The organism is Ruegeria sp. CG3, from assembly GCF_056537205.1.
On record NZ_JBQFRC010000001.1, the window covers coordinates 824,526 to 841,421 of the forward strand.

Sequence of the window (16,896 nt, forward strand, 5' to 3'; positions counted from 1 at the left end):
TGGTAGGCCCGGAGGGACTCGAACCCCCAACCAAAGCGTTATGAGCGCTCTGCTCTAACCAATTGAGCTACAGGCCCGCCTGAGCGCTTGGGTACCACGCAGAACAGCCGCGTCAAGCCTGACCGTTGCAACGCGGCGCACAATCGACTAACCCGCGCTGAAAGCATTCATGAGGGAACGGCCATGACAGCGGGCAAGAACGGCATCACCTATGCAGATGCGGGCGTGGATATCGATGCGGGCAACGCGCTGGTCGACCGGATCAAGCCCGCCGCCAAGCGGACGAACCGCCCCGGCGTCATGAGCGGCCTTGGCGGGTTCGGCGCGCTGTTCGACCTGAAAGGGGCAGGGTATTCCGACCCGATCCTGGTGGGGGCAACCGATGGCGTGGGCACCAAGCTGCGGATTGCGATCGACACGGGCGTGGTCGATGGTGTGGGGATCGACCTGGTGGCCATGTGCGTCAACGACCTGATCTGCCAGGGGGCCGAGCCGTTGTTCTTCCTGGATTACTTCGCCACGGGCAAGCTGGACACCGAGACCGCCGCGCGGATCATCGAGGGCATCGCCGAGGGCTGCGTCCGATCGGGCTGTGCCTTGATCGGGGGTGAAACCGCCGAGATGCCGGGGATGTACCCCGATGGCGATTTCGACCTGGCAGGCTTTGCTGTCGGCGCGATGGAGCGCGGCAGCGATCTGCCCGCCGGTGTGCAGGCCGGGGATGTTCTGCTGGGGCTGGCCTCGGACGGGGTGCATTCCAACGGCTACTCGCTGGTGCGTAAACTGGTTCAGATCTCGGGCCTGGGATGGGATGCGGATTCACCGTTCTGTGACGGGCCCTTGGGAGAGGCGCTGCTGACGCCCACGCGGCTCTATGTCAAACCTGCCCTAGCCGCGATCCGGGCCGGTGGCGTCCATGCGCTGGCGCATATCACCGGCGGCGGGCTGACCGAGAACCTGCCGCGCGTGCTGCCCGATGATCTGGGCGCCCAGATCGACCTGACCGCCTGGGATCTGCCGCCGGTGTTCCGTTGGATGGCGGAAACCGGGGGCATCGCCGAGGCGGAGATGCTCAAGACCTTCAACTGCGGGATCGGCATGATCGTCGTCTGTGCCGCCGACCGCGCAGATGACCTGGCCGCCTTGCTGTCGGGTGCCGGCGAGAGCGTCGCGCGCATTGGTGCGGTCACCGAAGGCGCGGGCGTCAGCTACGCAGGCAAGCTGCTGTGAGCCACAAGCGCGTCGCCATCCTGATTTCCGGGGGCGGGTCGAACATGGTGTCGCTGGTCGACAGCATGACCGGTGACCATCCGGCGCGCCCCTGTCTGGTTCTGTCGAACAATGCAGATGCTGGCGGACTGGCCAAGGCGGCGGATCGCGGGATTGCCACAGCCGTGGTCGATCACCGACCGTTCGGCGGTGACCGCGCGGCGTTTGAGGCTGAGCTTTGCAAGCCGCTGCTCGAGGCGCGGCCAGACATCGTCTGCTTGGCGGGGTTCATGCGCGTGCTGACTGGCGATTTCGTGTCCCGGTTTCAGGGGCGGATGCTGAATATCCACCCCTCGCTGCTGCCCAAGTACAAAGGGCTCAACACCCACGCCCGCGCCATCGCCGCCGGGGATGCCGAACACGGCTGCACCGTCCACGAGGTCACCGCGGCGCTGGATGATGGTCCGATCCTGGGGCAGGCCCGGGTTCCGGTCGAACCCGGCGACACCCCGGATTCGCTTGCTCGGAAGGTGCTGGCCTGGGAACACAAGCTGTATCCGGCCGTTCTGGAGCGCTTTTCCCGTGGCGATCGCGCACCGGTGTTACTCCCCTGATCTTGCGCCAGAGATTTACATGAGCGGCCAATTCGGCCTATGGTCTGGCCAAGCGCTCGGGGCAGAAGAAACCAACGGGCAATGACCAGAGCAAGAGCAAGATTAGCAAGCGCATGAAGACCCTCAAAACCACGCGAGAGTTGGCTGACTTCTGCAAGGCTGCCGCCCAACACCCCTATGTGACCGTCGATACCGAATTCCTGCGCGAGCGGACCTACTACTCCAAGTTATGTCTGGTCCAGTTGGCCGTGCCCTCTGAAGACGAGGACAGCGCGGTATTGGTCGATCCGCTGGCAGAAGGACTGTCGCTTGAGCCGCTTTACGAATTGTTCCAGAACGAAAACGTCGTCAAAGTTTTCCATGCCGCCCGCCAGGACCTTGAGATTTTCTGGGTGGAAGCCGGTATTTTCCCCAAGCCGCTATTCGACACGCAGGTCGCTGCAATGGTTTGTGGTTTCGGGGAACAGGTTGGCTATGAAACGCTGGTTCGCAAAATCTGCAAACAGGGTCTGGACAAGACCTCGCGGTTTACTGATTGGTCGCGGCGCCCGCTGAGCGAGGCCCAGCAGACATATGCGCTGGCGGACGTGACGCATCTGCGCAAAATCTATGAACATCTGGCCGCCGAGCTGGAGAAGTCCAAGCGCAGCCATTGGGTAGCGGAGGAGTTGCGCGTTCTGACCGATCCGGCAACCTATGACATCCGCCCCGAAGAGGCATGGCGGCGGGTCAAGACCCGAACCAACTCGGCCAAGTTCCTTGCGGTGGTGCGGGAGCTTGCCCGGTTCCGTGAGGAATATGCCCAGCAGAACAACGTGCCACGCAGCCGTGTATTCAAGGATGATGCGCTGGTCGAACTGGCGTCGACCAAACCACGCACGCATGCTGATCTGGGCAGCTCGCGTTTGCTGCTGCGCGAAGCGCGCAAAGGTGCCATCGCCGACGGTATTCTGGCCGCCGTTCAGGCCGGTGTGAATTGCCCGCCTGAGGATCTTCCGCGGGTGGACAACAGCCGGGACAAGATCAAGGTGAACCCCGCGCTGGCTGACCTGCTGCGGGTATTGCTGAAGTCAAAGACGGAAACCGCAGGGGTCGCGGCCAAGCTCATCGCGACCAGCTCGGAGCTGGATCAGATCGCGGCTGGGGACCGTGACGTTGCTGCGATGTCCGGCTGGCGGTTCGAGGTTTTTGGCGAGGACGCGCTCAAACTCTGCAGAGGCGAGATTGCCTTGGCAGCGAAGGGACAAACTGTTCAGGTCGTCCCCCTGTAAGATCGAATTCAGCGCCGACGCGATTCAAGGGCGTTCTGCTGACCGACCACGCGGATCAGACGAATGCCTTCAAGATCCTGACGGCTGACATTGACCGCATCGGTCACTTCACGCGTACGTTCGGGCCCCTGCGCAGTGGCATAGGTCGGGTAGTTCACGCGGAAAACGAACTCCATAACGCCGTTCTTCCGGTTTTCCTCGGATTCGACGAAGGTGAGCTTTGCGTCATAGGCGCCCTGGCGGAAGGCGGTGCCTTGCGCGACAACGATTGCCCCTGAGGCGTTCGGTTCGATCCGCAGCTCGGTGATGGTGGTGATCGGTACGCTGGTATCTTCGGGTTCAGGGCGCGCGAACAGTCCCCGGCCCGAGCTTTGCTTCGGCACCAGCGCATCTGCGTCGCTGGCCGATGTCTCGACCGGGGCAGGGGTGCTGTTCCCGAACCAGTTCGACGGGTTTGCCCGGGAATCGCGCCAGCTGCTGCAGGCGGACAGGGTCAACAGGGCGACAAGAAGGACGGAAACAGTTTTTTGCATGGACCCAAAGCTTTGCAAGGTATTACCCGCACTGGGTTAGCCTACTTTCGGTCGTTTGAAAAGGCGCCCATGGGGGTGGACACCGGACATCGGGCGACTTAGGTCAGAACCAGAACCGCAACCAGAGGACCCACGTTCATGGCCACGCCTGCCTTTGAGGAGATTGTCGAGGATTTCGAGTTCCTTGAGGACTGGGAAGACCGGTACCGCCACGTGATCGAGCAGGGCAAGGCGATGGAGCCGCTGGATGACGCCTTGAAGGTGCCGGCAACCAAAGTCCATGGCTGCGCCAGTCAGGTCTGGCTCCATCCGGTGATCGAAGATGGTGTTTTTCGGTTTGACGGCGACAGCGACGCGCTGATCGTGCGCGGTCTGATCGCTGTATTGCGCTCGCTTTACAACGGTTTGCCCGTTGCCGAAGTGGAGAAGGTCGACGCCGCGGCCGAGCTTGCCCGATTGGGGTTGAATGAACATCTGTCGGCCCAGCGGTCGAACGGTGTGCGTGCGATGATCGACCGAATCCGAGACGTAGCGCGCGAAAACGCCTGAGCCGGATTCGCCACTCGGTGGCCAATCAGGAAGAATTGGGGCGTGCGCCGGCCCAGTCTTTCAGCGTGGTCTCGAGATCGCCATATCCGGTGAAACGCCGTTCGAACTCCAGCCCCATCCGATCCGCGCATTCCTGTGCCCGACGGGTCAGTTCGGGGTCATCTGTCTGCGCCTGGTAGATCAGCTTGGTGTAATTTCCGAAATACATGTCGCGCAGTTCCGGATTCCGATCCAGTCCCAGCGGCTTCCAGACGAACGCATCAAATTGTCTGGCCAGAAAGTCGGTCAGGTAAAAGGCCGTAGTCTCATCGTCGCCGCGTTCGGCGAATTTGTCGTTTCCTTCGAAGAAGGAATAACAGTGCGGCCCCCGCACCATCTCGACACCCAGCCGTTTGCACGCCTGCTCCAACAGTCCGCCGGTCCCGCAATCGGCATAGACGACAAAAATCCGGTCATACTGGTTGCGATGCTTGGCGACGGCATCCTCGACGGCCTGAGTGATCCGTTCGGGATAGACATGCAGGATGGCAGGCAGGCACGTCAGTGCAAGGTGGTGCCAGCCGTTGCGTGTCTTCAGGTCCAGAATCTCGCGCGCCAAGGCACCGCAGGCGATCAACAGGATGCTTTGCTGCGCATCCATCTCGTCAAACCCCTGTTCCGTCAGGCGTTTGTCGTCAGGCATGTCGTGCTGCGGCATGTTTCGCCTCCGCAAGGTTCCAATGTCAAATGACTGCGAAAAAGCCCCGGATGCAAGTTCGCGGCCTTTGGGATCACACACTCGGCACCTGAGTTTCGATCTCGTTGTGATGCCACGGCCCGGAAATGAAAAAGCCGCCCGGACAGGCGGCTTTGACAAAACAAGGCGTGCAGGATCAACCCGCCAGTTGGTTGTGCTTGCGCGAGACGAACTCCTTGGCGGTTTCGACCGCAACCGCCGCGTCCCGGCAATAGGCGTCAGCGCCGATCGCCTTGCCGAACTCTTCGTTCAGCGGGGCGCCGCCTACCAGCACGATGTAATCGTCACGCTTGCCCTGTTCGACCAACGTGTCGATGACCACTTTCATGTACGGCATGGTCGTCGTCAGCAGGGCCGACATGCCCAGAATATCAGGCTGCTCGGTTTCAAGCGCTTCCAGGTAGTTTTCGACCGGATTGTTGATGCCGATATCGACAACCTCGAAACCGGCGCCTTCCATCATCATCGAGACGAGGTTCTTGCCGATGTCGTGGATGTCGCCCTTGACGGTGCCGATCACCATCTTGCCAACGCGCGGAGCGCCGGTTTCCGCCAGCAGAGGCTTGAGGATGGCCATGCCGCCCTTCATCGCGTTGGCGGCCAGCAGAACTTCGGGCACGAACAGGATGCCGTCGCGGAAATCCTGGCCGACGATAGTCATGCCGCCGACAAGCGCCTTGGTCAGAATGTCATAAGGTGCCCATCCACGTTCCAGCAGGATGTTCACACCTTCTTCGATCTCTTCCTTCAGACCATCGTAGAGGTCATCAAACATCTGTTCGACGAGTTCGTCGTCGTTGAGTTCCGACAGGACGATGTCTTCTTCATCGGACATGGGTCATTTCCCTGAGCTGGCGGGCCTTGCGCCCTTGGTGGCTGTTTTTCCCGTTTTGGCCATTTCGCCGCAGTTAGACTGTGACGATTGCGACCTCGGCGGTTCCGAGACCGACCTATAGGTGAAAATCTTGCCGCGCTCGACGCCAAATTTCACATGATCTTTCTGAGCGGTATTCATGGGTTCTGTGCATGAGACAAGGCGGGCAACTGTGATGGCAGACTTGCCGCGGAAACCCGCAGATGCTAGGAATTGCGTGAACAAAGAGGGAACAAGCATGCCGTTGCGCCACACTATTTCCGGGCGAGGTGCCGTATCGAACGACGCTGGTCGGTACGAGGCGTATGCGCACGAAGCGGTCGATGACGGCTGGGAGGATCCCGAGCCTCTGCCTCCCTTGCGAACCTCGGTTCGGGACGAGGTCGCGAAGTCTCTGATCACCTACAACAAGTCACCCGATCTGCCATTTGACCGGTCGATCAACCCGTATCGCGGGTGCGAACACGGTTGCGTCTACTGCTTTGCCCGACCCACACATGCATATCTCGGTCTATCTGCCGGGTTGGATTTCGAAACGCGACTGATCGCACGTCCGAACGCGCCTGATGTGCTTGCGCGCGAGCTTTCGTCCGCGCGGTACAAGGTGGCGCCGATTGCGCTGGGTACAAATACGGACCCGTATCAGCCGATTGAAAAAACACGTTCAATCTCAAGGGCCTGCCTGGAGGTTCTGAGAGATTTCAACCACCCGGTTGCGATCGTGACAAAGGGTGCTTTGATCGAACGGGATATCGACATTCTCGCGCCGATGGCCGCCCTCGGGCTGGTCCGGGTCGGCATCTCGCTGACCACGTTGGATTCTGGCCTGTCGCGGCGGATGGAACCGCGTGCCCCTGCGCCAAAACGTCGGCTGCGCACGATCCGAAAGCTGACCGAGGCCGGGATTCCCGTGCGCGTCATGACGTCCCCGATCATTCCGGGACTGACCGATCACGAGCTTGAAGCGCTGTTGGAGGCCGGCCGCGAAGCAGGCGCGGATGCGGCCAGTTGGATCATGCTACGGTTGCCCCGCGAAGTCTCGCAACTGTGGCAGGAGTGGTTGTCCGAACACGAGCCCGGTCGCTCCGAAAAGGTCATGGCGCGGTTGCGCGAAATGCACGGGGGCAGGGACTACGACCCGCGGTGGGGGCATCGGATGCGCGGCGAGGGGATCTACGCCGAAATGGTCGCCAAGCGGTTCAAGTCTGCGATTGCGAGGCTTGGCTTGGCGACCACAACTCCCAAACTGCGTTGCGACCTCTTTGCCCGGCCCGCGCGGGCCGGGGATCAATTGTCACTGTTCCAATAAGAAAAGACCCCGCTCGATGGCGGGGCCTGTTGTCTGTCTCAGCGGTTTTCGATGTCGACGTAGTCGCGCAGAGTTTCGCCCAGATACAGCTGGCGCGGGCGGCCAATCTTGTTCTGAGGATCGGCGATCATTTCTTTCCACTGGCTGACCCAGCCAACGGTGCGCGACAGCGCGAAGATCGGGGTGAACATCGAGGTCGGGAAACCCATCGCCTCGAGGATGATGCCCGAGTAGAAATCGACGTTCGGGAACAGCTTCTTGTCGACGAAATACGGATCTTCCAGTGCCTGTTTCTCAAGAGCCTTGGCGACCTGCAGTTTCGGGTTGTTCTCGATGCCCAGCAAGTCCAGAACCTCATCGGCCGACTGCTTCATCACTTTGGCGCGCGGGTCGAAGTTCTTGTACACGCGGTGGCCAAAGCCCATCAGGCGGAACGGATCGTTCTTGTCCTTGGCACGTTCAATGAACTCGGGAATGCGGTCGACGCTGCCGATCTCTTCCAGCATCTCCAGGCAGGCCTGGTTGGCGCCGCCGTGCGCAGGGCCCCAGAGGCAGGCGATACCGGCTGCAACACAAGCGAACGGGTTTGCGCCCGAAGACGAGGCCAGACGCACCGTCGAAGTCGAGGCGTTCTGTTCGTGATCGGCGTGCAGGGTGAAAATCCGGTCCATGGCGCGGCTGAGGATCGGGTTCACCTCGTAATCCTCGGCCGGAACCGCGAAACACATGCGCAGGAAGTTCGACGCATAGTCCAGATCGTTGCGCGGATACACGAAGGGCTGGCCGATATGGTATTTGTAGGCCCAGGCCGCGATGGTGGGCATCTTGGCGATCAGGCGGTGCGACGCGATCTCGCGCTGGCGCGGGTCCGAGATGTCGGTCGAGTCATGGTAGAACGCTGACATTGCGCCCACGACACCCACCATGATCGCCATCGGGTGCGCGTCACGACGGAACCCGCGATAGAAATACTGCATCTGCTCGTGCAGCATCGTGTGGTGGGTGATGGTGGATTCGAACTGTTCCAGCTCGTCGGCCTTGGGCAGATATCCGTACAGCAGCAGGAAGCAAACTTCGAGGAAGTGCGATTTCTCGGCCAGTTGGTCGATCGGATAGCCACGGTGCAACAACTCACCCTTTTCACCGTCGATATAGGTGATGGTGCTGTCGCAGCTTGCTGTCGAAGTGAAGCCCGGGTCGTAGGTGAACACGCCGGCCTGACCATAGAGCTTGCGGATGTCGACTACATCGGGTCCTGCCGTTGGCGAATGAACCGGCAACTCATAGGTTTTTCCGTGGACGGTCAGAGTCGCTGTCTTGTTGCTCTCGGTCATGTTTTCCCTTCCTCAATCATACGAATGCCGGCTCGCTGACCGACAAAACGGGCGGTGATCGCGCAAGGTTGCGCGAGTCAGGTCGTAGCGGAGCAGCATTACCCGAATGTGAAGTCAGGACTGTGCCGCTGCATCAGAAATCCGTGCAATGGTCTCATCCCGACCCAGCACGAGCATCATGTCAAAAACCGAAGGTGTGACGGCCCGACCCGCCAACGCAGCCCTGAGGGGGCCAGCCAGCTTGCCGAACTTCAACCCGTTTGCCTCGGCAAACGAATTGAGGGTCTCCTCCAGTTCGTTCCGCGTCCAGCTAGCATTTTGCAGCTGCGGCGTCAATTGATCCAGTATACCGTCGGATACAGAACTCAGCGCCTTTTCTGCTTTCTCATCGCGCTGGATCGGCCGCGAGGTCAGTGCAAAATGCGCCTTTTCAAGGAGTTCTGGAAATGTACGCGCCCGATCCTTGAGGCAATACATCGCACGTTCCAAATCATCCGATTGTGTTCCTGTCAGCTCAGGCAGGCCAGCGGCGTCCAGATATTCTTCGATTTCGTGCCGCAATGCAGCATCTTCGGATGTGGCGATGTGCTGTCCGCACAAGTTCTCGAGCTTTTTCAGATCGAACCGCGCCGGGCTTTTCCCGATTCCGTCCAGGTCGAACCATTCCTTGGCCTGTTCATCGGTAAAGAACTCGTCGTCCCCGTGGCTCCAGCCCAGGCGCGCCAGGTAGTTTCGCATACCGGCGGCAGGATAGCCCATGGCCTGATACTCCTGCGCGCCCAACGCGCCGTGCCGCTTGCTGAGTTTCTTGCCGTCAGGGCCGTGGATCAGCGGGATGTGCGCCCAAACCGGAACCTTCCAGCCCATGGCTTCATAGATCATCATCTGCCGCGCCGCGTTGTTCAGGTGGTCGTCGCCGCGAATGACATGCGTCACACCCATGTCGTGGTCATCAACGACCACCGCCAGCATATAGACCGGTGTGCCGTCCGAACGCAGGAGGACCATGTCGTCCAGCTGATCGTTTCGGATGGTCACGTCACCCTGGACCTTGTCGCGGATGACGGTTGTGCCGTCCTGCGGAGCCTTGATCCGCACAACGAAGGGGCGATCGGGGTGGGTGCTGGGATCGGCGTCGCGCCACCGGCTGCGGAACAGGGTCGACTTGCCTTCGGCCCGGGCCTGCTCACGAAAGGCCGCGATCTCTTCCTGGGTTGCAAAGCACTTGTATGCTTTGCCTTCTGCCAGCAGATGATGCGCGACTTCGGCGTGACGAGCTGCGCCCTCGAACTGGCTGATGACATCTCCGTCGTGGTCGAGCCCGAGCCAGCTCATGCCATTGAGGATTGCCTCGGTCGCTTCGGGCGTTGACCGTTCGCGGTCCGTGTCTTCGATCCGCAGCAGGAACTTTCCGCCTCGACCGCGGGCGTAAAGCCAATTGAACAGCGCAGTACGGGCTCCGCCAATGTGCAGATAGCCGGTGGGCGAGGGTGCAAATCGGGTGACGACCTGATCGGACATTGTAGTGATTAACCTTTTGGTAACCGCGTTGAGCGTAGAGTTGAGCCTGTCTAACGAGCCTCAAGGACGGGGGCAACCATGCGTGTTGTGGCGTTGGTCGAAGGTGCGTTGCTAAACCAGCGAGGGCACCTTTTGCCTTGGTCTCCGGTTTGTCTGGCCATCGGCATAGGCCTGTATTTCGCAATCCGGTTCGAGCCGGAAGCGCGGATTTATTCGGGCCTGTCCGGGTTGGCCCTGCTTGCCATTTGGGCCAGTCGCCGGATGTCGTCTGCCTGGGCTCCGTTGGCAATAGGGGGGGCGCTGGTCGCCGTTGGGTTCATCCTGGCGGGTGCTCGCGCTCACATGGTTGCAGAGCCGGTTTTGAAATGGCGCTATTACGGCCCGGTTGAGGGGAGGGTCGTGGCGTTGGATCGCTCTGCTTCGGATGCGCTGCGGGTTACGCTGGACCAGGTACGGATCGGGGACGTGCCGTCGGACCAAGCCCCGCGGCGCATCCGACTTTCGTTGCATGGCGACCATGTACCGATTGTGCCAGGGCAACGCGTTATGACGACGGCCCATCTGTCACCGCCGCAAGGTCCAGTCGAACCCGGCGGCTTTGATTTTCGCAGACACGCCTGGTTTCAGCGCTTGGGCGCGGTCGGATACGCGCGCACGCCAGTGGTCACCGCCGCTCCGTCCCGCTTTGAGGCCGGGGTGCGTGTCGCTGCCGTGCGCATGGCCATTTCCGACAGAGTGAGAGAAGTGCTGCCAGGTGATGTCGGCGGCTTTGCCGCAGCTGTTTCGACCGGGGATCGCAGCGGCATCAGCGCCGCCGCTTTGGACAATTTGCGCGCGTCGAACCTTGCCCATCTGCTTGCAATCTCCGGCCTGCATATGGGGTTGTTGACGGGGTTCGTCTTTGTGACTTGCCGGGTACTGCTTGCGGCCTTGCCCGCCTTGGCGTTGCGGTGGCCGGTTCGCAAGGTTGCCGCGGTCTGCGCGCTGATCGCTGCAACGCTCTATCTGTTGCTTTCTGGGGGCAATGTCGCGACCGAGCGCGCCTTTGTGATGGTATCGGTTCTGTTTGGGGCGGTTTTGATCGATCGGCGTGCCATATCGTTGCGGGCCGTCGCGGTTGCCGCGCTGTTGGTGCTGTTTCTTCGCCCTGAATCATTGCTCAGCCCCGGTTTTCAGATGTCCTTTGCCGCCACGACAGCACTGGTCGCGGTTTTCGGTGCCCTTCGCGACGTCGAGGTTCCAAGAGTGCCCAAGTGGTTGCGCCCGGTGGGTGGGCTTCTGTGCTCCTCGGCGGTCGCTGGTTTGGCGACGGCCCCAATTGGTGCGGCGCATTTCAACATGGTTTCGCACTACGGTTTGCTGGCCAACACCCTGTCCGTGCCGGTTATGGGATCCGTCGTGGTTCCCTCGGCAGTTCTGGCAGCGATCCTCGCGCCTTTCGGGCTCGAGGCCGTTGCGATCCATGTGATGGGTATCGGACTGGCGTGGATCCTGGCCGTCTCGGACTGGGTGTCCGGCCTCGATGGTGCACGGGGCTTCGTTGCCAGCTCGCCCGGTTTTGTCCTGCCGCTGTTTTCCTTGGGTGCGCTGTGGGTCATTTTGTGGCAGGGACGCAGCCGCTGGGTCGGAGTTTTTCCGATGGCATTCGCCGCAGTATTCTGGGGACAAGGCCAGCGGCCCGAGGTGCTGATCGCCGATTCAGGTGGTTTGGTCGGGGTGATGACCGAGAAGGGCCGCGCGTTGAGCAAGGAAAAAGGCGCTGGGTTCGTCGCTTCGGTCTGGCTTGAAAACGATGGAGACGGAGCAACCCAGCCGGAGGCTGCGGGCCGGTGGCCATCGGCCCCAGATCTTGTTCAGCGATATCCTTTAGAGGATTTCCAGCTGGTCCACATCACGGGCAAGCGCGCGGCGCAGCAGGTCACCGTTTGCCGACCGGGCGAACTCGTGGTCTCTGCCGTGCCGATCAAACTGACCGGTGACTGCGCCGTTTTTGATCCTGACCGACTGCGAAAGACCGGCAGCCTTGCGATCCGCCAAGGAAAGATGTTCAGCAGCGCTGATGCGACGGGGCCGCGCCTTTGGTCACCGGCTCGGCCTGACGGCTTCAGTAAGTCCGAATAAGTCCGACGAGACGCCCTTGAACCTTGACTTTGTCCTCGGGCAATACCCGCGTTTCGTAAGCGGGGTTGGCGGCCTCGAGCGCGATCGCCTGGCCGCGCCGGAAAAACCTTTTCAGGGTTGCCTCCTGATCTTCGACCAAAGCCACGACGATGTCGCCATTGTCTGCCGAAGACGTTTCGCGGATCACGACCACGTCCCCGTCATTGATACCGGCGTCGATCATGGAGTCTCCCCGCACCTCAAGGGCATAGTGTTCGCCACGGCCCGATACCATCGTGCCCGGTACCGCAACATGATGGGAAATGTGGCTGATCGCCTCGATAGGAACACCGGCGGCAATTCTGCCCATCACCGGAAGTTCGAGAGCGTCCACCGACACAGGATCGACATTGGCGGGGCGGGGCACGCTGGGCTTGTCACCTTCGATCACGCGAGGCGTGAAGCCGGCGGTCGGCTCGCCTCCAAGACTCTCGGGCAGTTTCACGATCTCGATCGCGCGCGCCCTGTGGGCGAGACGCCGGATGAACCCACGCTCTTCCAGTGCAGTAATCAACCGATGGATGCCGGATTTGGATCTCAGGTCCAACGCCGTTTTCATTTCGTCAAAGCTGGGTGGAACACCGTCCGCCTGAACGCGTTTGTGGATGAATTCCAGCAAATCCAATTGCTTCTTGGTCAGCATCGCTCACACCTCGTTGCCCATGCGTTTTCTTTTGTTCTACGCATGTTCACGTTTTGTGTCAATGGATTTGCCGGCTGAACCTAAATCGGCAGGTAGGACACCGTTTCCCCCGCAGCCCGTGCGGGATCGTTTGGAGGACGCATCAGCAAGGCGTTCGACCGCGCCAGAACGCTGAGCAGCGAACTGTCCTGATCCTCGAACGCGCGTATTCCATCGCTTTCCAATCGAGCGCGCATGTAATGCTCGCGCGGGCCGTTTGGTGGAAGGGCATCCGACAAGATGGCCTGATGGAGAATCGGGTCAACAGTCTGGATGCCCAGCATCTTTTTGACCAAGGGGACCAGGAAGAGATATCCGCAAACCATCGCGCTGACTGGGTTGCCGGGCAACCCGATCATCGCCGCATCACCCAGCCGCCCCGCCATCAGTGGTTTGCCGGGGCGCATCAGGACCTTGTAGAAGGATTGTTCGAGCCCCAGCCGTTGCGATGCTTCGGCCACAAGGTCGTAGTCACCCACCGACGCTCCACCAATTGTCACGACCAGATCGGAGCCTTCGGCCAAGCCAAACGCGGTTTCCAGCGATGACAGTGTGTCCTGTGCCACTGGCAACATGCGAACATGTGCGCCAGCTTTCTCGAGCAACGCTTTGATGCCAAACGAGTTCGAGGCAATGATCTGGTCAGGTCCCGGAGTTTCGCCCGGCATGACCAGCTCGTTTCCGGTGGCGATCAGCGCGATCTGAGGTTTGCTGGCCACGGAGACGGTTGGAACATTCATCGCCGCCAGCAATGCAAGATCTTCGGGCGAGAGGACTCGTGGCGCACTAACTACATCACCGATGGTGAAGTCCACGCCTGCCGGTCGGATGTTGGTTTTTTGGCCGGGTTCTTCCGTGATCGTCAACAGATCGCCGCGCAGGTCGGTATCTTCCTGGATGACGACGAAATCTGCCCCGTCTGGGACCGGAGCCCCGGTGAAGATCCGAACCGCCTGGCCCGGGCCAACTGTACCTGTGAAACGCTGGCCAGCGGCGGCCTCACCGATGACCTTGAACATTGCGTGACGCTCAACCTCGGCCGACTTCAGCGCATATCCATCCATTGAAGAGGCAGCAAACGGGGGTTGGTCCCGCTCGGCTTTGACATCCCGCATCAGCACTCGACCGGCCGCGTCAGCAAGCGCAATCTGCTCTTCGGGCATGGTGGCTACCAGGCCGAACAGCAACTGTCGGGCTTCTTCAACCGTTATCATTTCGCCTCGTAACGACCTGACTTACCGCCATCTTTCAGCAGAACGCGGATCCCCCCAATTTCCATCGCCTTGTCAACGGCCTTGGCCATGTCATAGACGGTCAGCGCCGCGGTAGACACGGCTGTCAGGGCCTCCATCTCGACACCAGTCTGACCGGTGGTCTTGACCGTCGCTTCGATCTGCACGCCGGGCAGGTCCGGGTCCAGTGTCAGGTCAACCGACACCTTGGTGACAGGCAAGGGATGGCACAACGGAATCAGGTCCGGTGTCTTCTTTGCCCCCATGATCCCGGCCAACCGGGCAACCCCCAGAACATCGCCCTTCTTCGCGCGGCCTTCGGAAATGATTTCAAATGTTTGTTGCGCCATTTTCACGTAACCCGTTGCAACGGCGACGCGGTTTGTCGTGTCCTTGTCCGATACATCGACCATATGGGCCTGGCCGTCGCTGTCAAAATGCGTCAGGGGCATCACATGACCCCCGGCACCAGCGGGTTCGACAGGATGTGACGGGTTGCGGCGGCGACGTCCTGCTGCCGCATGAGGCTTTCTCCGATCAGGAAACACCGGGCACCATAGCGGGCGATATCCGCAAGGTCTTCCGGGGTGTTCAGCCCGCTTTCGCACACGATCATGCGGTCAGCAGGAACCAGCTTGGACAAGCGTCGAGTGGTATCAAGCGAGGTCTCGAACGTCTTGAGATTGCGGTTGTTTATCCCGATGAGGGGGCTTTTGAGATCGGCCGCTCGCTCAAGCTCGGCCTCGTCATGTACCTCGATCAGGACATCCATCTCCCAGTCAAACGCGGTCTGTTCCAGTTCGGCGGCTTGCTGATCGTCGACTGATGCCATGATGATCAGGATACAGTCGGCACCCAGTGCCCGCGCTTCGACCACTTGATAGGGATCATACATGAAGTCCTTGCGCAGTGCCGGAAGCGAGCATGCAGCCCGGGCGGCGGTCAGGAACTCCTTGGCACCCTTAAAGCTGGGCGTGTCGGTCAAAACCGAAAGGCAGGCGGCGCCACCTTCTTCATAGGCTTTTGCCAGCGCGGGCGGATCGAAATCCTCACGGATCAACCCTTTGGACGGGCTTGCCTTCTTGATTTCGGCGATCAGACCATAACCGCGGCGACTGGCCGTGCGCAGAGCCTCCACAAAGCCGCGCGTTTCAGACGCTTCGCGGGCTTGTTGCTCGACCTCGTCCAGAGGAACTTGGGCTTTGTCGGCGGCGACTTCTTCCAGCTTGTAGGCCTTGATCTTATCCAGAACGGTTTCGGTCATGCGGCTTCCTGTGTGAGTTGTGCCAGAGCAGCAATCTTGTCTTTCGCCTTGCCGCTGTCGATGCTTTCGGCGGCCATTTCGACGCCTTGTTTCAGGTCCGGTGCAGCTTCGGCGACCACAAGGGCCGCAGCCGCGTTCAGCAGGACCGCATCCCGGTAGGCCGACGGCGCGCCATCCAGCAATGCGCGGAACGCGACGGCGTTTTCCTCGGGTGTTCCGCCCAGAATATCTTCAAACGGATGAACCGGCAGGCCCGCATCTTCGGGATGCAGTTCGACCTCTTTCACCCGTCCGTCCTCAAGCGACGCGACCCAGCTGATGCCAGTAATCGTCAACTCGTCGGTCCCGTCCGAGCCATGTACCAGCCAGGCGTGCTCGGCCCCGAGCAGACCAAGGGTTTCCGCCATCGGTCGGATCAGGTCGCGGCTGAAGGCTCCGGTCAGCTGCCGCTTGACACCGGCGGGGTTGGTCAGGGGGCCAAGGATGTTGAAGATGGTTCGGGTACCAAGCTCTTGCCGGGTGGGCATGACATGGGCGATGGCCGGGTGATGCATGGGCGCCATCATGAACCCGATGCCGACGGTCTGCAAAGCCTTTTCAACGACTTGCGGCCCGACCATCACGTTGATTCCCATCTGTCCCAATGCGTCGGCGGCCCCGGATTTCGAGCTGAGGTTCCGGTTGCCGTGCTTGGCCACGGTCACGCCCGCGCCAGCCACGACAAAAGCCGTTGCGGTCGAGATATTGAGCGTGCCTTTCCCATCGCCGCCGGTTCCAACGATGTCGATCGCGCCAGATGGCGCTTTGACCGCGTTGCATTTCGCGCGCATCACGGCGGCAGCGGCGGCATATTCCTCGACCGTTTCGCCGCGCGTCCGCATGGCCATCAACAGACCGCCGATCTGGCTGGGCGTGGCGCGGCCTTCAAACAGGATCTCAAAGGCCTGTTCGGCTTCGGCACGGGTAAGGGCGCGATCGGCCGCAGCTCCGATCAGCGGTTTCAGCGCGTCACTCATGCGGGGACTTTCATTTCGTTCAGGAAATTCTTCAGCAGAGCGTGGCCGTGTTCCGAGGCGATCGACTCCGGGTGGAATTGAACACCGTGGATCGGCAGCTCTTTGTGTTGCAGGCCCATGATGGTGCCGTCTTCCAACTCTGCCGTGATTTCGAGGCAATCGGGCAGGGTCTCCCGATCGACGACCAGTGAGTGGTAGCGGGTCGCCTCAAACGGTGACGGCAGGCCGGCGAACAGGCCTTTGCCAGTGTGATGCATGGTTCCCATTTTGCCGTGCACGATTTCGTGGCACCGCACGACCTTGCCGCCAAAGGCCTGACCGATGGTCTGGTGACCCAGACAAACACCCATCAAAGGCGTGCGCGTTTCCGCAGCTGCCTCGGTCAGGGCGAGGCAGATCCCTGCCTGGTCAGGATCACAAGGGCCGGGACTCAGCAAGATGCCGGCAGGGTTCATGGCCATCGCTTCCTGCACATCCAGCGCATCATTGCGGCGCACGACCATTTCCGCGCCCAATTCGCCCAAATAGTGGACAAGGTTGTAGGTAAACGAGTCGTAGTTGTCGATCAGCAGCAGCATTTGGCACTTGTCTT

General features: G+C 60.8%; 17 protein-coding genes and 1 tRNA gene. 6 read left to right on the forward strand and 12 right to left on the reverse strand.

What is annotated here, in order from left to right; all coding sequences use genetic code 11:
- Nucleotides 1–77 (reverse strand) — tRNA-Ile (locus tag ACR0NB_RS04115).
- Between the two features lie 106 nt (nucleotides 78–183).
- On the opposite strand from ACR0NB_RS04115, the gene purM reads away from it, so the two are divergent.
- The 3 genes from purM (at nucleotide 184) to rnd (ending at nucleotide 3,094) form a co-directional block, all read left to right on the forward strand.
- Nucleotides 184–1,230, forward strand: coding sequence for a phosphoribosylformylglycinamidine cyclo-ligase (gene purM, locus ACR0NB_RS04120; RefSeq protein WP_480775011.1), 1,047 nt, complete (start codon nucleotides 184–186; stop codon nucleotides 1,228–1,230).
- On the forward strand, nucleotides 1,227–1,823 hold the full coding sequence (gene purN, locus ACR0NB_RS04125; RefSeq protein ID WP_170523577.1) for a phosphoribosylglycinamide formyltransferase: 597 nt from the start codon (nucleotides 1,227–1,229) through the stop codon (nucleotides 1,821–1,823). Before purM ends, purN begins: the two co-directional genes overlap by 4 nt.
- A gap of 113 nt (nucleotides 1,824–1,936) precedes the next feature.
- Complete coding sequence (rnd, locus tag ACR0NB_RS04130) at nucleotides 1,937–3,094, forward strand: ribonuclease D (protein WP_170367186.1); 1,158 nt, start codon at nucleotides 1,937–1,939, stop codon at nucleotides 3,092–3,094.
- Between the two features lie 8 nt (nucleotides 3,095–3,102).
- On the opposite strand, the gene ACR0NB_RS04135 is transcribed toward rnd, so the two are convergent.
- Entirely contained in the window at nucleotides 3,103–3,627 is a 525-nt protein-coding gene (locus ACR0NB_RS04135) for a hypothetical protein (RefSeq protein WP_170338953.1), read from the reverse strand.
- A 138-nt stretch (nucleotides 3,628–3,765) separates the two neighbouring features.
- Between ACR0NB_RS04135 and ACR0NB_RS04140 the strand changes: the two genes are divergently transcribed.
- A complete protein-coding gene (locus tag ACR0NB_RS04140) occupies nucleotides 3,766–4,176 on the forward strand; it encodes a SufE family protein (protein WP_170373320.1) in 411 nt (136 codons plus the stop codon).
- Between the two features lie 25 nt (nucleotides 4,177–4,201).
- On the opposite strand, the gene ACR0NB_RS04145 is transcribed toward ACR0NB_RS04140, so the two are convergent.
- Both ACR0NB_RS04145 and ACR0NB_RS04150 read right to left on the reverse strand, forming a co-directional pair.
- Nucleotides 4,202–4,873: a DUF1638 domain-containing protein gene (locus tag ACR0NB_RS04145; protein ID WP_480775012.1), complete on the reverse strand. Its 672-nt coding sequence runs from the start codon at nucleotides 4,871–4,873 to the stop codon at nucleotides 4,202–4,204.
- A 175-nt stretch (nucleotides 4,874–5,048) separates the two neighbouring features.
- On the reverse strand, nucleotides 5,049–5,747 hold the full coding sequence (locus ACR0NB_RS04150) for a corrinoid protein (RefSeq protein WP_093962188.1): 699 nt from the start codon (nucleotides 5,745–5,747) through the stop codon (nucleotides 5,049–5,051).
- Between the two features lie 277 nt (nucleotides 5,748–6,024).
- Between ACR0NB_RS04150 and ACR0NB_RS04155 the strand changes: the two genes are divergently transcribed.
- Nucleotides 6,025–7,095, forward strand: coding sequence for a PA0069 family radical SAM protein (locus tag ACR0NB_RS04155; RefSeq protein WP_480775013.1), 1,071 nt, complete (start codon nucleotides 6,025–6,027; stop codon nucleotides 7,093–7,095).
- A 38-nt stretch (nucleotides 7,096–7,133) separates the two neighbouring features.
- Here the strand turns inward: ACR0NB_RS04155 and gltA are convergent, their stop codons facing one another.
- Entirely contained in the window at nucleotides 7,134–8,429 is a 1,296-nt protein-coding gene (gene gltA, locus ACR0NB_RS04160; protein ID WP_093962186.1) for a citrate synthase, read from the reverse strand.
- 114 nt (nucleotides 8,430–8,543) lie between these two features.
- The gene (gene gltX, locus ACR0NB_RS04165; RefSeq protein WP_480775014.1) at nucleotides 8,544–9,950 is read right to left on the reverse strand and encodes a glutamate--tRNA ligase; all 1,407 of its coding nucleotides are present in this window, start codon (nucleotides 9,948–9,950) and stop codon (nucleotides 8,544–8,546) included.
- Nucleotides 9,951–10,028: 78 nt separating this feature from the next.
- On the opposite strand from gltX, the gene ACR0NB_RS04170 reads away from it, so the two are divergent.
- Complete coding sequence (locus tag ACR0NB_RS04170) at nucleotides 10,029–12,071, forward strand: ComEC/Rec2 family competence protein (protein WP_480775015.1); 2,043 nt, start codon at nucleotides 10,029–10,031, stop codon at nucleotides 12,069–12,071.
- Here the strand turns inward: ACR0NB_RS04170 and lexA are convergent.
- The 6 genes from lexA to ACR0NB_RS04200 form a co-directional block, all read right to left on the reverse strand.
- Nucleotides 12,055–12,753 carry a transcriptional repressor LexA gene (gene lexA / locus ACR0NB_RS04175; RefSeq protein ID WP_170363386.1) on the reverse strand — a complete coding sequence of 233 codons (699 nt, stop codon included), beginning with the start codon at nucleotides 12,751–12,753 and terminating at the stop codon, nucleotides 12,055–12,057. The genes ACR0NB_RS04170 and lexA overlap by 17 nt on opposite strands.
- Before the next feature lie 80 nt (nucleotides 12,754–12,833).
- Nucleotides 12,834–14,006 carry a molybdopterin molybdotransferase MoeA gene (locus ACR0NB_RS04180; RefSeq protein ID WP_480775016.1) on the reverse strand — a complete coding sequence of 391 codons (1,173 nt, stop codon included), beginning with the start codon at nucleotides 14,004–14,006 and terminating at the stop codon, nucleotides 12,834–12,836.
- The gene (moaC, locus tag ACR0NB_RS04185) at nucleotides 14,003–14,476 is read right to left on the reverse strand and encodes a cyclic pyranopterin monophosphate synthase MoaC (protein ID WP_170455394.1); all 474 of its coding nucleotides are present in this window, start codon (nucleotides 14,474–14,476) and stop codon (nucleotides 14,003–14,005) included. The genes ACR0NB_RS04180 and moaC overlap by 4 nt, the downstream gene beginning before the upstream one ends.
- Nucleotides 14,476–15,288 carry an indole-3-glycerol phosphate synthase TrpC gene (gene trpC / locus ACR0NB_RS04190; RefSeq protein WP_480775017.1) on the reverse strand — a complete coding sequence of 271 codons (813 nt, stop codon included), beginning with the start codon at nucleotides 15,286–15,288 and terminating at the stop codon, nucleotides 14,476–14,478. Before trpC ends, moaC begins: the two co-directional genes overlap by 1 nt.
- Nucleotides 15,285–16,304: an anthranilate phosphoribosyltransferase gene (gene trpD / locus ACR0NB_RS04195; RefSeq protein ID WP_170359083.1), complete on the reverse strand. Its 1,020-nt coding sequence runs from the start codon at nucleotides 16,302–16,304 to the stop codon at nucleotides 15,285–15,287. Before trpD ends, trpC begins: the two co-directional genes overlap by 4 nt.
- Nucleotides 16,301–16,882: an anthranilate synthase component II gene (locus tag ACR0NB_RS04200; protein ID WP_170359085.1), complete on the reverse strand. Its 582-nt coding sequence runs from the start codon at nucleotides 16,880–16,882 to the stop codon at nucleotides 16,301–16,303. The genes trpD and ACR0NB_RS04200 overlap by 4 nt, the downstream gene beginning before the upstream one ends.
- Nucleotides 16,883–16,896 lie beyond the last annotated feature (14 nt).

Bases quoted from the DNA above. Each gene is read 5' to 3' on its own strand.
- gltA (WP_093962186.1), bottom strand. From the start codon at position 8,429: ATGACCGAGAGCAACAAGACAGCGACTCTGACCGTCCACGGAAAAACC.
- ACR0NB_RS04140 (WP_170373320.1), top strand. From the start codon at position 3,766: ATGGCCACGCCTGCCTTTGAGGAGATTGTCGAGGATTTCGAGTTCCTT.
- ACR0NB_RS04150 (WP_093962188.1), bottom strand. From the start codon at position 5,747: ATGTCCGATGAAGAAGACATCGTCCTGTCGGAACTCAACGACGACGAA.
- purM (WP_480775011.1), top strand. From the start codon at position 184: ATGACAGCGGGCAAGAACGGCATCACCTATGCAGATGCGGGCGTGGAT.
- ACR0NB_RS04145 (WP_480775012.1), bottom strand. From the start codon at position 4,873: ATGCCGCAGCACGACATGCCTGACGACAAACGCCTGACGGAACAGGGG.
- trpD (WP_170359083.1), bottom strand. From the start codon at position 16,304: ATGAGTGACGCGCTGAAACCGCTGATCGGAGCTGCGGCCGATCGCGCC.
- ACR0NB_RS04200 (WP_170359085.1), bottom strand. From the start codon at position 16,882: ATGCTGCTGCTGATCGACAACTACGACTCGTTTACCTACAACCTTGTC.
- ACR0NB_RS04170 (WP_480775015.1), top strand. From the start codon at position 10,029: ATGCGTGTTGTGGCGTTGGTCGAAGGTGCGTTGCTAAACCAGCGAGGG.
- trpC (WP_480775017.1), bottom strand. From the start codon at position 15,288: ATGACCGAAACCGTTCTGGATAAGATCAAGGCCTACAAGCTGGAAGAA.
- ACR0NB_RS04135 (WP_170338953.1), bottom strand. From the start codon at position 3,627: ATGCAAAAAACTGTTTCCGTCCTTCTTGTCGCCCTGTTGACCCTGTCC.
- ACR0NB_RS04180 (WP_480775016.1), bottom strand. From the start codon at position 14,006: ATGATAACGGTTGAAGAAGCCCGACAGTTGCTGTTCGGCCTGGTAGCC.
- lexA (WP_170363386.1), bottom strand. From the start codon at position 12,753: ATGCTGACCAAGAAGCAATTGGATTTGCTGGAATTCATCCACAAACGC.
- rnd (WP_170367186.1), top strand. From the start codon at position 1,937: ATGAAGACCCTCAAAACCACGCGAGAGTTGGCTGACTTCTGCAAGGCT.
- moaC (WP_170455394.1), bottom strand. From the start codon at position 14,476: ATGCCCCTGACGCATTTTGACAGCGACGGCCAGGCCCATATGGTCGAT.
- gltX (WP_480775014.1), bottom strand. From the start codon at position 9,950: ATGTCCGATCAGGTCGTCACCCGATTTGCACCCTCGCCCACCGGCTAT.
- ACR0NB_RS04155 (WP_480775013.1), top strand. From the start codon at position 6,025: ATGCCGTTGCGCCACACTATTTCCGGGCGAGGTGCCGTATCGAACGAC.